At 67.8% G+C, this 12,692-nt stretch carries 14 protein-coding genes; 9 read left to right on the top strand and 5 right to left on the bottom strand.

Annotation, left to right across the window (positions count from 1 at the left end):
• The first annotated feature begins 40 nt into the window (after window positions 1-40).
• On the top strand, window positions 41-943 hold the full coding sequence (gene dapA, locus AC5Y46_RS06900; RefSeq protein WP_499942305.1) for a 4-hydroxy-tetrahydrodipicolinate synthase: 903 nt from the start codon (window positions 41-43) through the stop codon (window positions 941-943).
• Window positions 944-950: 7 nt separating this feature from the next.
• A complete protein-coding gene (locus tag AC5Y46_RS06895) occupies window positions 951-2,627 on the top strand; it encodes a ribonuclease J (protein WP_499942307.1) in 1,677 nt (558 codons plus the stop codon).
• On the opposite strand, the gene AC5Y46_RS06890 is transcribed toward AC5Y46_RS06895, so the two are convergent.
• The 3 genes from AC5Y46_RS06890 to AC5Y46_RS06880 are packed head-to-tail and all read right to left on the bottom strand — an operon-like array spanning window position 2,624 to window position 4,635.
• Window positions 2,624-3,496 (bottom strand): SAM-dependent methyltransferase, encoded by an 873-nt coding sequence (locus tag AC5Y46_RS06890; protein WP_499942309.1) that lies wholly within the window; start codon window positions 3,494-3,496, stop codon window positions 2,624-2,626. The genes AC5Y46_RS06895 and AC5Y46_RS06890 overlap by 4 nt on opposite strands.
• A gap of 3 nt (window positions 3,497-3,499) precedes the next feature.
• Entirely contained in the window at window positions 3,500-4,321 is an 822-nt protein-coding gene (locus AC5Y46_RS06885) for a mycofactocin-coupled SDR family oxidoreductase (protein WP_499942311.1), read from the bottom strand.
• Window positions 4,321-4,635, bottom strand: coding sequence for a putative quinol monooxygenase (locus AC5Y46_RS06880; RefSeq protein ID WP_499942313.1), 315 nt, complete (start codon window positions 4,633-4,635; stop codon window positions 4,321-4,323). The genes AC5Y46_RS06885 and AC5Y46_RS06880 overlap by 1 nt, the downstream gene beginning before the upstream one ends.
• Window positions 4,636-5,030: 395 nt before the next feature.
• On the opposite strand from AC5Y46_RS06880, the gene AC5Y46_RS06875 reads away from it, so the two are divergent.
• Window positions 5,031-7,328, top strand: coding sequence for an FtsK/SpoIIIE family DNA translocase (locus AC5Y46_RS06875; protein ID WP_499942385.1), 2,298 nt, complete (start codon window positions 5,031-5,033; stop codon window positions 7,326-7,328).
• 47 nt (window positions 7,329-7,375) lie between these two features.
• On the opposite strand, the gene AC5Y46_RS06870 is transcribed toward AC5Y46_RS06875, so the two are convergent.
• On the bottom strand, window positions 7,376-7,888 hold the full coding sequence (locus AC5Y46_RS06870; protein ID WP_499942315.1) for an amino-acid N-acetyltransferase: 513 nt from the start codon (window positions 7,886-7,888) through the stop codon (window positions 7,376-7,378).
• A 58-nt stretch (window positions 7,889-7,946) separates the two neighbouring features.
• Between AC5Y46_RS06870 and pgsA the strand changes: the two genes are divergently transcribed.
• From pgsA to pspM, 4 genes are all read left to right on the top strand, one after another.
• Window positions 7,947-8,543 carry a CDP-diacylglycerol--glycerol-3-phosphate 3-phosphatidyltransferase gene (pgsA, locus tag AC5Y46_RS06865; RefSeq protein WP_499942317.1) on the top strand — a complete coding sequence of 199 codons (597 nt, stop codon included), beginning with the start codon at window positions 7,947-7,949 and terminating at the stop codon, window positions 8,541-8,543.
• 103 nt (window positions 8,544-8,646) lie between these two features.
• The gene (gene clgR / locus AC5Y46_RS06860; protein WP_499942319.1) at window positions 8,647-8,967 is read left to right on the top strand and encodes a transcriptional regulator ClgR; all 321 of its coding nucleotides are present in this window, start codon (window positions 8,647-8,649) and stop codon (window positions 8,965-8,967) included.
• 126 nt (window positions 8,968-9,093) lie between these two features.
• A complete protein-coding gene (pspA, locus tag AC5Y46_RS06855) occupies window positions 9,094-9,915 on the top strand; it encodes a phage shock protein PspA (RefSeq protein WP_499942321.1) in 822 nt (273 codons plus the stop codon).
• 20 nt (window positions 9,916-9,935) lie between these two features.
• A complete protein-coding gene (gene pspM, locus AC5Y46_RS06850) occupies window positions 9,936-10,763 on the top strand; it encodes a phage shock envelope stress response protein PspM (RefSeq protein WP_499942323.1) in 828 nt (275 codons plus the stop codon).
• Here the strand turns inward: pspM and AC5Y46_RS06845 are convergent, their stop codons facing one another.
• Window positions 10,764-11,198, bottom strand: coding sequence for a limonene-1,2-epoxide hydrolase family protein (locus AC5Y46_RS06845; protein ID WP_499942324.1), 435 nt, complete (start codon window positions 11,196-11,198; stop codon window positions 10,764-10,766).
• Window positions 11,199-11,241: 43 nt separating this feature from the next.
• Here AC5Y46_RS06845 and AC5Y46_RS06840 point away from each other — a divergent pair, with 43 nt between their 5' ends.
• Complete coding sequence (locus AC5Y46_RS06840) at window positions 11,242-12,408, top strand: glycosyltransferase (RefSeq protein ID WP_499990508.1); 1,167 nt, start codon at window positions 11,242-11,244, stop codon at window positions 12,406-12,408.
• A 21-nt stretch (window positions 12,409-12,429) separates the two neighbouring features.
• The gene (locus AC5Y46_RS06835; protein WP_499942328.1) at window positions 12,430-12,624 is read left to right on the top strand and encodes a DUF3046 domain-containing protein; all 195 of its coding nucleotides are present in this window, start codon (window positions 12,430-12,432) and stop codon (window positions 12,622-12,624) included.
• Window positions 12,625-12,692 lie beyond the last annotated feature (68 nt).

The following is a 12,692-nucleotide window of genomic DNA, read 5'->3' as shown; positions in this document are numbered from 1 at the left end:
CTGCCAAAGCCCTTGCCGCAGCCAGGTAATCTAAGGAACCGTGAGCACCGTCGGATTTGACGCCCCGGCACGTCTGGGGACCTTGTTGACCGCGATGGTGACACCGTTCGACGCCGACGGCGCCCTGGACGCCAGGGCCGCCGCCCGGGTGGCCAATCACCTGGTAGATCAGGGCTGCGATGGTCTGGTCGTCTCGGGAACCACCGGAGAGTCTCCGACCACCACCGACGACGAGAAGCGCGAGCTACTGAGGGTCGTCCTGGAGGCGGTAGGCGACCGGGCGCGGATCATCGCCGGGGCCGGCACCTACGACACCGCGCACAGCATCAAGCTCGCCCAGGCTGCTGCGGCCGAGGGCGCGCACGGACTGCTGGTCGTCACCCCGTACTACTCCCGGCCCCCTCAGCGCGGGTTGCAGGCGCACTTCACTGCCGTCGCCGACGCCACCGACCTGCCGATCGTGCTCTACGACATTCCGCCCCGCTCGATCGTGCCGATCGACCCCGACACCCTGCGCGCGCTGGCGTCGCACCCCAACATCGTGGGGGTCAAGGACGCCAAGGCCGACCTGCACAGCGGGGGACAGATCATCGCCGAGACCGGGCTGGCCTACTACTCCGGCGACGACGCCCTCAACCTGCCGTGGCTTGCCATGGGCGCCACCGGATTCATCAGCGTCATCTCCCACTTGGCGGCCGGTCAGCTGCGAGAACTGTTGTCGGCGTTCAATTCTGGAGACATCGCCACCGCGCGGAAGATCAACGTCTCGGTCGGCTCGCTGTGCAACGCGATGGCCCGCCTGGGCGGGGTGACGCTGTCCAAGGCCGGCCTGCGCTTGCAGGGCATCGACGCCGGCGAGCCGCGGCTGCCGCAAGTTGCGGCGACACCGGAGCAACTCGAAGCACTGGCTGCCGACATGCGTGCGGCGTCCGTGCTCAGGTGAGTCAAGCGTGAACGAGGAACTCACCCCGCCTGGTCCCCTCGCCGCGGGCGGACTGCGGGTCACCGCGCTCGGCGGCATCAGCGAAATCGGCCGCAATATGACGGTTTTCGAGCACCTGGGCCGGCTCCTGATCATCGACTGCGGGGTGATGTTCCCCACCCACGACGAGCCCAGTGTCGACCTGATCCTGCCCGACCTGCGTCACATCGAAGACCGGCTCGACGACATCGAAGCGCTGGTGCTGACCCACGCCCACGAAGACCACATCGGCGCGATCCCGTTCCTGCTCAGGCTGCGACCCGACATCCCGGTCGTCGGTTCCAAGTTCACCCTGGCGCTGGTGTCCGCCAAGTGCCGCGAACACCGCATCAAGCCGGTGTTCGTCGAGGTCAAAGAGGGGCAAAGCACCCGGCATGGCGTATTCGAATGCGAATACTTCGCCGTCAACCACTCCATCCCGGACGCGCTGGCCATCGCCGTCTACACCGGAGCGGGCACCGTCCTGCACACCGGTGACATCAAGCTCGACCAGCTGCCACTCGACGGACGCCCCACCGACCTGCCCGGCATGTCGCGGCTCGGCGACGCCGGAGTGGACCTGTTCCTGTGTGACTCGACCAACGCCGAACACCCCGGAGTCGGGCCGTCGGAAAGCGAGATCGGTCCGACCCTGCACCGGCTGATCCGGGGCGCCGACGGGCGGGTCATCGTCGCCTGTTTCGCCTCCAACGTCGACCGGGTGCAGCAGATCATCGACGCCGCAGTCGCTTTGGGACGTCGGGTGTCGTTCGTCGGCCGGTCCATGGTACGCAACATGGCGATCGCCCGCGAACTGGGTTTCCTGCGGGTCGCCGACTCGGACCTGATCGACATCGCCGCGGCTGAAATGCTGCCGCCCGACCAGGTGGTGCTGGTCACCACCGGCACCCAGGGCGAACCGATGGCGGCGCTGTCTCGGATGTCGCGAGGTGAGCACCGCAGCATCACCCTGACCGCCGGCGACCTGATCGTGCTGTCCTCGTCACTCATCCCCGGCAACGAGGAGGCCGTCTACGGCGTGATCGACGCACTGGCCAAGATCGGCGCCCGGGTGGTCACCAACGCCCAAGCGCGCGTGCATGTTTCGGGTCACGCCTATGCCGGTGAGTTGCTGTTCCTCTACAACGGGGTACGTCCGCGCCACGTCATGCCGGTGCACGGAACGTGGCGGCACCTGCGGGCCAACGCCAAACTGGCCGCCAGCACCGGGGTGCCCGAGGACTCAATCCTGTTGGCGGAGAACGGCGTCAGCGTGGACCTGGTGGCCGGCAAGGCGTCGATCGCCGGCGCGGTGCCGGTCGGCAAGATGTTCGTCGACGGGCTGATCACCGGCGACGTCGGCGACATCACGTTGGGGGAGCGGCTCATCCTGGCGTCCGGCTTCGTCGCGGTGACCGTGGTGATCAAGCGCGGCACCGGCAAACCGGCGGCGCCGCCGCACCTGCATTCGCGCGGATTCTCCGAGGACCCCAAGGCGCTGGAACCTGCCGTGCGCAAGGTGGAGGCCGAGCTGGAAGTGTTGGCGGCCGACAACGTCGTCGACCCGATCCGGATCGCCCAGGGCGTGCGTCGCACCGTCGGCAAATGGGTCGGCGAAACCTACCGCCGACAGCCGATGATCGTGCCGACCGTCATCGAGGTCTAAACCTTCTCCGCGTACCCCGACCACTCGATCTGCGAGGCCGTGAGCCTGCGTCCGGTAGGCGCGAGGTAGCGTTCGACGATCTCGTCGGAACCGATCTGCTCCACCAGTCGCCAGCCGTACTCGTGCAGGAACGCGGCGATCTCGTCGGGCGCAATGCCCCAGTGCCACAACCGATGTCGTTGGCGCACCGAACGGTACAGCGCGCGGGAGCCATACCGGTTCGTGCCGTCGATGAAGTCGCGGCGAACGTAGGTGAAGGCCAGGCGACTGCCAGGCGCCGTCGCGCGCAGTCCCGCCAGGGTGGTGCGGACGGCGTCCTCGGTGAGGTACTGGGTCACGCCCTCCCAGATCAGGAACACCCGGTAGTCGGGGCGGTAGCCGTGTTCGGCCAACGCGGTCAGCAGATCGTCACGCTCAAAATCCATTGCGACCAACCGAACTGACAGCGGCAGCTCGCCCAGTACTCGTCGCACCGTCTTGGCCTTGCGGGCGATGTTAACCGGCAGGTCCACCTCGAACACCGGCTTCCGGACCCGCCGGGTCAACCGGTAGGCCCGGGTGTCCAGTCCCGCGCCCAGGATCACGACCGCGTCGACGTCGTCGAGTGCCCCGGCAAGCTTGTCGGCGATGAATTGTTTGCGGCACGTCAAATTGGCCCACAACCCGCGACCGGTGAACTCCGATACACCGATCAGTGCGCGCCGGAACGGTGCGAACCGGGTGGCGGCGACGAGCCAGCGCAACGGAGCGGGAAGGAACAACCCGGCCAGGTCGTCGTCCACCAGTCTGCGGTCGCCGGACTCGTTCTGTTCTATCGCTGCCAGCACCATCGGCCCGAAAGCCGTGCGCGCCGCGGGATTCGGAGCCATTGGTCAGCGCTTGTTGACCGAACCCGCGTCGACCGGCAGCGTCACACCGGTGATGTAGCGAGCCTGGTCGGACACCAACCAGGCCACCGCGTTGGCGATGTCGTCGGCCTGCAGGATCTGCACCGGCAACGCGTTGCTCATGCCCGGAGCCGAGCCCGACTCGGCAACCAGGTCGGCCAGCCACTTGAGAGTGAATTCGTTGTTGATCATCGGGGTGTTGACCCCGGACGGGTGCACCGAGTTGACCCGAATGCTGTGTTTCGCAAGCAGATTGGCGTACAGACGCATCAGGCCGACCAGGCCGTGCTTGGCGGCCGCGTAGCCCAGGGAGCCGGCGTCGCCACTGCCCACACCCGCGAGTCCGGCGGCCGAGCTGATCAGCACGATCGACCCGCCGTCACCGTGCTCGACCAGAGCCGGTATCGACACGTCGACGGTGTGGTAGGCGCCGGTGAGGTTGACGTCGATGACGTCGCGCCAGCCGTCCGCGGACTGCATCGGCGCGATGCCGGCGTTGACCACCACGATGTCGAGCCGGCCCAATTCGTCGAGCCCGGCCTGCAGGGCGGCCGCCAATCCCGCGCGGTCCCGCACGTCGGCCTGCCTGGCCACGATCCGCGCCCCGGTGCCCTCGACCAACTGAACGGTGCGGGCCAGGTCTTCGGCGGTGCCCAACGGGTAAGGCACGCTGTCGATCTGGCCGCACAGGTCGACGGCGATCACGTCGGCGCCGTCCCGGGCCAGCCGGACCGCGTACGCCCGTCCCTGGCCGCGCGCGGCACCCGTGATGAACGCGACTTTGCCGGCGAGCGGACCCTCGGCCATCAGGCGCGCAGCTGCCCTTTTTCGCTGTCGCCGGCCGGAATCGGCTGCAACATCTTGATGTCCGGGGCGCCGGCCAGGTGCTCGCCGGCCGCGGTGAACATCTTGGCGATCGCCGGCGACGTGCTGTGCGTCTTCAGCGCCTCCTCGTCGGCCCACTGCTCGACGAACACGAAGGTCTCGCCGGTCTGGTGCAGCGAATACAACTGACAGCCGGGCTCGTCGTGCACCTCTGGCACCGCGGTGGTGAGGATCTCGCGGACAGTGTCGACCGACTCCGGTTTGACGGTGAGGGTGGCGACCACGACGACGGGCATGCTGGGGCTCCTGACGACTCTGGCGGGGCAGCGGGTATGACGTGGCCAAACGGGCTGGCCGGTTGACACACTACTCACGCCGTCAGGTCACCGAACGAGCACATCGCGATCAATGCGCTGTTACCAGTGTGGCGGTTGGTGCGGATGAGGTCACTGGGACTAGGCTTGCGGTCATGGCCAGTAAGACCGCCGCCAGTTCCGGTGCCCGAACGAGCCGGCCCAAGGGTGCTTCGGGGGCCGGATCCCGCAGTGCGCGTTCGGGTGCGCCGACGCGGGCCCCCAAGAAGCGCCCCGGCAAGCCCGTCAAGCGGGTCACCAGGCCTGCCAAGCGGCACAACCAGTCGCTACTGGTCTCGGCCGGGATCAATGGCGGCCGCGCCGCCCGCGCGACCTGGATGATGGCCGCCAAAGCCACCGGCGGCGCGGCACGCTCGATCGGCCAGGCCCGGCACATCGAACCGGGCCACCGTCGCGACGGAATCGCGCTGGCCCTGCTCGGCTTTGCCGTCATCGTCGCCGCGGGCTCGTGGTTCGGCGCCGCCCGTCCGGTGGGCGCGTGGTTGGACGCGGGGCTGCGGATGTGCGTCGGCTCGGCAGTCCTGCTGCTGCCGCTGGTCGCGGCGGCGACGGCGGTCGTGCTGATGCGCACCGAGCCCGATCCCGACGCCCGACCCCGCTTGATCCTGGGCTCCACCCTGATCGCGCTGTCGTTCCTGGGCCTGCGGCACCTGTGGGCGGGATCACCCGAGGAGCCCGAATTGCGCCGGCGGGCAGCCGGATTCGTCGGATTCGCGATCGGCGGCCCGCTCTCGGATGGACTCACACCGTGGATCGCGGCGCCGCTGTTGTTCATCGGCGCGCTGTTCGGGTTGTTGTTGCTGGCCGGCATCACGGTCCGCGAAGTGCCCGATGCCCTGCGGCGCATGTTCGGTACCCGCCTGTTCCAGGACGAGTACGAAGACGACTACGACCAGGACTTCGCGGAGGACTTCGCCGGTGACGACGCCGACACCGTGGAAGTCGCACCGCGCGAGGACTTTTCCGACGGCTACTACGACCAGCCGGTAGACGACGCGCCGGTGGCGTGGCCGTCGGCGAAGGAGGCTCCGGCCGAGGACGACACACCGACGACGCCGGAACCCGTAGTTGCCCGAAACCGCAAGTCGCGCAAGGACACTGAAGTCCTGGACCGCGTCGTGGAGGGCCCCTACGTGCTGCCGCCGCTGGATTTGCTGGTCGTCGGTGATCCGCCGAAGAAGCGCAGCGCCGCCAACAACCACATGGCGGGCGCCATCGGGGACGTGCTGACCCAGTTCAAGGTCGACGCGGCCGTCACCGGCTGCACCCGCGGCCCGACCGTCACCCGCTACGAGGTCGAGCTGGGACCCGGGGTCAAGGTCGAGAAGATCACCGCGCTGCAGAAGAACATCGCCTACGCGGTGGCCACCGAGAGCGTGCGCATGCTGGCGCCGATCCCGGGCAAATCCGCCGTCGGCATCGAGGTGCCCAACACCGACCGCGAGATGGTGCGGCTGGCCGACGTGCTGACCGCGCCGTCGACCCGTCGGGACCACCACCCGCTGGTCATCGGCCTGGGCAAAGACATCGAGGGTGACTTCATCTCGGCGAACCTGGCCAAGATGCCGCATCTGCTGGTCGCCGGGTCCACCGGCTCGGGCAAGTCCAGCTTCGTCAACTCCATGCTGGTGTCGTTGCTGACCCGGGCCACCCCCGAGGAGGTCAGGATGATCCTGATCGACCCGAAGATGGTGGAACTGACGCCGTACGAAGGCATTCCGCACCTGATCACCCCGATCATCACCCAGCCCAAGAAGGCGGCGGCCGCGTTGGCGTGGCTGGTCGAGGAGATGGAGCAGCGCTACCAGGACATGCAGGCCTCCCGGGTGCGCCACATCGACGACTTCAACGCCAAGGTGCGCTCCGGCGCGATCACGGCGCCGTTGGGCAGCCAGCGTGAGTACCGGCCGTACCCCTATGTGTTGGCGATCGTCGACGAGTTGGCAGACCTGATGATGACCGCCCCGCGCGACGTCGAGGACGCGATCGTGCGGATCACCCAGAAGGCGCGGGCGGCCGGGATCCACCTGGTGCTGGCCACGCAGCGCCCGTCGGTCGACGTGGTCACCGGGCTGATCAAGACCAACGTGCCGTCGCGGCTGGCGTTTGCGACGTCGTCGCTGACCGACAGCCGGGTGATCCTGGACCAGGCCGGCGCGGAGAAGCTGATCGGCATGGGCGACGGGCTGTTCCTCCCGATGGGCGCGAGCAAACCGGTGCGCCTGCAGGGTGCCTACATCAGCGACGAAGAGATTCAGGCCGTCGTCGCCGCCTGCAAGGATCAGGCCGAACCGGAATACACCGAGGGCGTCACGGCCGCGAAACCCACCGGCGAGCGGACCGACGTCGACCCGGACATCGGCGACGACATGGATGTGTTCCTGCAGGCCGTGGAACTGGTGGTTTCCAGCCAGTTCGGTTCGACGTCGATGCTGCAGCGCAAGCTGCGGGTCGGGTTCGCCAAAGCGGGCCGGCTGATGGATCTGATGGAGACCCGCGGCATCGTCGGCCCCAGCGAAGGGTCCAAGGCCCGCGAGGTGCTGGTCAAACCCGACGAACTGGCCGGGACACTAGCGCTGATCCGCGGCGGCACTTCTGAGGCCGAGCAGACGTAAAAGCCCCCGTTTCGCGCCTCAATTAGGGGCTTTTGCGTCTGCTCGCGCTACAAAACCAGCAGCATGCGGGAGTTGCCCAACGTGTTGGGCTTCACGTAGCTCAGGTCGAGGAACTCCGCGACGCCGATGTCGTAGGAGCGGCACATCTCCTCGAACACCTCGGCCGTGACCGGTGTGCCTTCGATCTCGGTGAACCCGTGCCTGCCGAAGAACTCGGTCTCGAACGTCAACACGAACAACCGTTGCAACTGCAACTCACGGGCCACCTCGAGGAGCCGCTCGACGATCGCATGACCGATGCCGTGACCCGTCATGGCGGGGTCGACGGCGACCGTGCGAATTTCGCCGAGATCCGACCACAGCACGTGCAGCGCCCCGCACCCGACGACTTTCCCCGTCTCCCCGGGGTGTTCGGCCACCCAGAATTCCTGGACAGCTTCATAGAGCGTGACGAGATTCTTCTCCAGCAGGATTCTTCCGGAATAGGTGTCGACGAGTTGCTTGATCGCGGGGACGTCGGACGTCCGCGCGCGCCGTACCACCGGTCGACTTTCGGTCACGGAACGACACTATCGACGTCGACCACCGCTTGAGCTGGCCAGCCGTTATTCTGTTGCCGTGTCGGGGCAGCCTGAAACGGGTGAGGTGGCAGGGCCTGCCCGCATCGCCAATCTGGCGAATACTTTGACGCTGCTGCGCCTGGTGCTGGTTCCGATCTTCTTGTACGCGTTGTTCTACGGCGACGGCCACCATACTTATGCCCGAATCGCCGCATGGACGATATTCGCGCTGGCCTGCATTACCGACCGATTCGACGGGCAATTGGCCCGCAACTACGGCATGGCGACCGAGTTCGGCGCGTTCATCGACCCGATCGCGGACAAGACCCTGATCGGTGCGGCACTGATCGGTCTGTCGATGCTCGGCGATCTGCCCTGGTGGGTCACCGTGCTGATCATGACCCGCGAAATCGCCATCACCGTGTTGCGACTGGCCGTGATTCGCCGCGGCGTCATTCCCGCGAGCTGGGGCGGCAAGGTCAAGACCCTGGTGCAGGCGGTGGCGATCGGGTTGTTCGTGTTGCCCCTGTCGGGGGTGCTGCACACCGCCGCGCAGGTCGTGATGGGCCTGGCGGTCGTGCTGACGGTGGTCACCGGCATCGACTACGTCGCGTCGACAGTGCGCGAAATGCGCCACACGGGCCACGCTGCCTGAATCCGGACGCCATTCCGGGAACCAACCCGCCCAGTGCCGGCGTTGACCTAAAGTTCCATGCTTTCTGGATGGGATCCGTGGGAGAGAAGCGAAGGAGAGCCCGATGACGTCATTGGTGCGGGAGGTCATTGGCGACGTGCTGCGGGGGACCCGGACGACGCAGGGCCGGACATTGCGCGAGGTGTCCGATTCGGCGCGGGTGAGTCTCGGATACTTGTCCGAGGTCGAGCGGGGTCGCAAGGAGCCGTCCAGCGAGTTGCTCACCGCGATCTGCGGCGCGCTGCACGTCCCGCTGTCGCAGGTGCTCATCGATGCGGGGCAGCGGATGGCCGGCGAGGAGCGCGCCGCCCGCAGCGCGGTTCCCAGCATCGACGCCAGCACGAAGGTGGTCATTCCGCCGGTCGCCACGCTCGCCGTTGCCTGATCGCTGACCCGCCCGGCCCCAGATATGCACCATGGGTAGGGCGATGCGCGCTGACCCACTAAATTGGGCTGCAGGGGTAGCGTTGCGGCCCAACCGGCACACAAGAAGCGAAGGCGGAGCTCACTGATGGCCAATCCGTTCGTCAAAGCGTGGAAGTACCTGACGGCGCTGTTCAACTCCAAGATCGACGAGCACGCGGACCCCAAGATCCAGATCCAGCAGGCCATCGAGGAAGCCCAACGGACCCATCAGGCTTTGACCCAGCAGGCTGCGCAGGTGATCGGCAACCAGCGCCAGCTGGAGATGCGCCTCAACCGGCAACTGGCCGACATCGAGAAGCTGCAGGTCAATGTGCGCCAAGCGCTGACCTTGGCCGACCAGGCCGTCGCCAACGGTGACGCCGCCAAGGCGACCGAGTACAACAACGCCGCCGAGGCGTTCGCGGCCCAGCTGGTCACCGCCGAGCAGAGCGTCGAGGACCTCAAGACCCTGCACGACCAGGCGCTGCAGGCGGCGGGGCAAGCCAAGAAGGCCGTCGAACGCAACGCGATGGTGCTGCAGCAGAAGATCGCCGAGCGCACCAAGCTGCTCAGTCAACTCGAGCAGGCCAAGATGCAGGAGCAGGTCAGCGCCTCGCTGCGGTCGATGAGCGAGCTCGCCGCACCGGGCAACGTGCCCAGTCTCGACGAGGTGCGCGACAAGATCGAGCGCCGCTACGCTAACGCGATCGGTTCGGCCGAACTCGCGCAGAGCTCGGTGCAGGGCCGCATGCTCGAGGTCGAACAGGCCGGTGTTCAGATGGCCGGGCATTCCCGGCTGGAGCAGATCCGCGCGTCGATGCGGGGCGAGGCTCTGCCGGCCGGAGGCGCGGCTTCACCCGGGATCAACACGACCAAGCCGGCCACCGAGACCGGCGGGGCGATCCCCGAGAAACCGTTCGGTCAGTAAGCGGTCGGTAAGGGGCAGTGATGATGGCGAGGTCGGATCGGCACGGGCTGTGGCGGCGGCTGCTGCAGCGCGGATTCGACACCTTGGCCGACGTGTCCGACCTGGTTGCGCGAAAAATCAACGCAGCATCCGATCCCCGCGCCCGTCTGCTGCGCCGCCGTCGACGCGCGCTGCGCTGGGCGTGGATCTTCACCGCCGGGGTGGCGTTCTGGGCGTTGGTGACGGCGGTGCTGGCGGCCTGGGGCTGGTTCGCGCTGCTGCTGCAGATCACCGGCGCCGTCGCCGTCGTGATGGTGATCCCCGCGACGCTGTTGTTCTTCCGCTACTACTGGCTGAAGTCCGAGCCGCTGCCGGCGCAGCGTCCGGCCGGCGCCCGTCGGCTGCCACCATCGGGTTCGGCCGCACGACCGGCGATGTACGCACTGGGTGCCTCAGAGCGCGGCTTCTATTCGCTGCTCGGTGTGATCGAGCGCGGTGCGATGCTGCCCGCTGACGAGATCACCGACCTCACCGACGCCGCCAAGCGAACCTCTGCGGCGATGGCAGCCACCGCGGCCCAGGTGGTGTCGATGGAACGTGCCGCGCAGTCCTCGAAATCGTCGCGCGACTATCTGGTGCCGACCATCAACGCCTACACCGCGCAGCTCGGCGCGGGTGTCCGTCAGTACAACGAGATGGTCACCGCCGCGGCGCATCTGGTCTCGTCGGCGAACGGCGACGGTGCCGGCGGCGGCGTGGTCATGCTGACCCAGCAGCGCTACCGCGACGAACTCGTGGGCGCCACCGACCGTCTGTCGGGTTGGGCGCAGGCGTTCGACGAGCTCGGCGGCTTGAGAAAAGCTCAGTAGCTAGAGCGTGGGTCGCAGCGACGGGATGGCAATGCCGGCCACGCCACGCGCGATCGCCTTCAGGAAGTCGAAGGCATCGAAGTAGTCCCGCCACAGGGTGATTCGGCCGTCGCGGAGCTCGAAGATCCCGCAGACCCAGAACTGCAGTCGCAGCGGTCCGAGAATCAGCGCGTCGGTGCGCTCGGTCAGCACCGCGTTACCATCAGCGGCCACGCGGTGGAACTTCACCTCGAACCCGATGCGGCCTTCCATCTTGCGGAACAACTTGCCCACCTTGCGCCCGCCGCGCATCCGGGAGAAGCCGACGTTCTCGTAGACGAGGTCGTCGGCCAATGCGGCCTCCGCGGTGTCGAAGTCCTCGTCCTGCAGCGCATACAGGAATCCCTCGACCGTGCGGATATTGTCGTCGGTCGTTGTCTGAGTCAGCTCGGTCATGCTTGCCAGCGTAGGTGAGGGCGGCTGTGGCAGGGTAGGGCCGATGCGCGTCGCCGTGGTCGCCGGGCCGGATCCCGGGCACTCGTTCCCCGCCGTCGCGCTGTGCCAACGCTTCCTGGCTGCCGGCGACACACCGACGCTGCTGACCGGGGTCGAATGGCTGGAAGCCGCCCGCAGCGCCGGCGTCGACGCCATCGAGCTGGACGGACTCAAAGCGGTCGACGAGGACGTCGACGCCGGGGCCAGGATTCATCGGCGGGCAGCCCGGATGGCGGTGCTGATCGCGCCGACGCTGGGTGACCTCGCTCCGGATCTAGTGGTTTCCGACGTCATCACCTCGGGTGGCGGTCTGGCCGCGGAGCTCCTCGGCATTCCGTGGGTTGAGCTCTGCCCACATCCGCTGTATCTGCCGTCCAGGGGATTGCCGCCGATCGGCAGTGGGCTGGCTCCCGGGGTCGGACTGCGCGGCCGACTGCGTGACACCGTGATGCGGGCGCTGACGGCCCGCTCGGTGCGCAAGGGTCTGCAGCAGCGGTCCGCCGTCCGGGTCGACATCGGGCTGCCGGCGCACGATCCGGGGCCGGTACGGCGGTTGATCGCCACGCTGCCGGCGCTGGAAGTGCCGCGCCCGGACTGGCCGGCCGAGGCGGTGGTGGTGGGCCCGCTGCATTTCGAGCCGACCGATCAGGTGCTGGACATTCCATCGGGTTCGGGCCCGGTGGTGATGATCGCGCCGTCGACCGCGGCGACCGGCACGGTGGGTCTGGCCGGACTCGCGCTGCAATGCCTGACGCCGGGGGAGACGTTGCCGACCGGTGCCCGACTGGTGGTCTCGCGACTGGGCGGCGAGGAGCTGACGGTGCCACCGTGGACGGCGGTGGGGCTGGGCCGGCAGGACGAGCTGTTGAAGCACGCCGACCTGGTGATCGGCGGAGGCGGACATGGACTGGTGGCCAAGGCGTTGCTGGCGGGGGTGCCGCTGGTGGTGGTGCCCGGCGGCGGAGATCAGTGGGAGATGGCCAATCGCGTGGTACGGCAGGGCAGCGGGCAGCTGATCCGGCCGCTGTCCGCCGACGCGCTGGTGGCCGCGGTGGGTGAGGTGCTGTCGTCGCCCAGCTACCGCGCCGCCGCTCAGCGGGCCGCCGACAGCGCGTCCCAGGTGGCCGATCCGGTGCGGGTGTGCCGCGACGCGCTTGCTTTAGCCGAATAACCGGCTGGGTATCTTGCTGGCGTGCGGTTGACGGAGTTCAACGAACGGGTGGTGCTGCGGTTCGGCGCAGCCTACGGGTCGTCGGTGCTGGTCGATCACGTTCTGAGCGGCTTCGACGGCCGGACCGCGGCGCAGGCCATCGAGGACGGTGTCGAGCCGCGCGACGTGTGGCGGGCGTTGTGCGCCGACTTCGACGTGCCTCGTGACCAGTGGTGATTGTTTGGCCCTCTGTTGACTCTGCGCCCAGGGCGGGAAAATGCGAGAAGACAACGCCCTGAGCGCAG

It is taken from the genome of Mycobacterium sp. NGS59 (assembly GCF_059812345.1).
This window is presented reverse-complemented; position numbering and strand designations above follow the sequence as displayed.

Coding starts and splice junctions, on each gene's coding strand:
- AC5Y46_RS06890 (WP_499942309.1), bottom strand. CDS start 3,496: ATGGCTCCGAATCCCGCGGCGCGCACGGCTTTCGGGCCGATGGTGCTG.
- AC5Y46_RS06885 (WP_499942311.1), bottom strand. CDS start 4,321: ATGGCCGAGGGTCCGCTCGCCGGCAAAGTCGCGTTCATCACGGGTGCC.
- AC5Y46_RS06880 (WP_499942313.1), bottom strand. CDS start 4,635: ATGCCCGTCGTCGTGGTCGCCACCCTCACCGTCAAACCGGAGTCGGTC.
- AC5Y46_RS06875 (WP_499942385.1), top strand. CDS start 5,031: ATGATGGCCGCCAAAGCCACCGGCGGCGCGGCACGCTCGATCGGCCAG.
- clgR (WP_499942319.1), top strand. CDS start 8,647: ATGACGTCATTGGTGCGGGAGGTCATTGGCGACGTGCTGCGGGGGACC.
- pspA (WP_499942321.1), top strand. CDS start 9,094: ATGGCCAATCCGTTCGTCAAAGCGTGGAAGTACCTGACGGCGCTGTTC.
- pspM (WP_499942323.1), top strand. CDS start 9,936: ATGATGGCGAGGTCGGATCGGCACGGGCTGTGGCGGCGGCTGCTGCAG.
- AC5Y46_RS06845 (WP_499942324.1), bottom strand. CDS start 11,198: ATGACCGAGCTGACTCAGACAACGACCGACGACAATATCCGCACGGTC.
- AC5Y46_RS06840 (WP_499990508.1), top strand. CDS start 11,242: ATGCGCGTCGCCGTGGTCGCCGGGCCGGATCCCGGGCACTCGTTCCCC.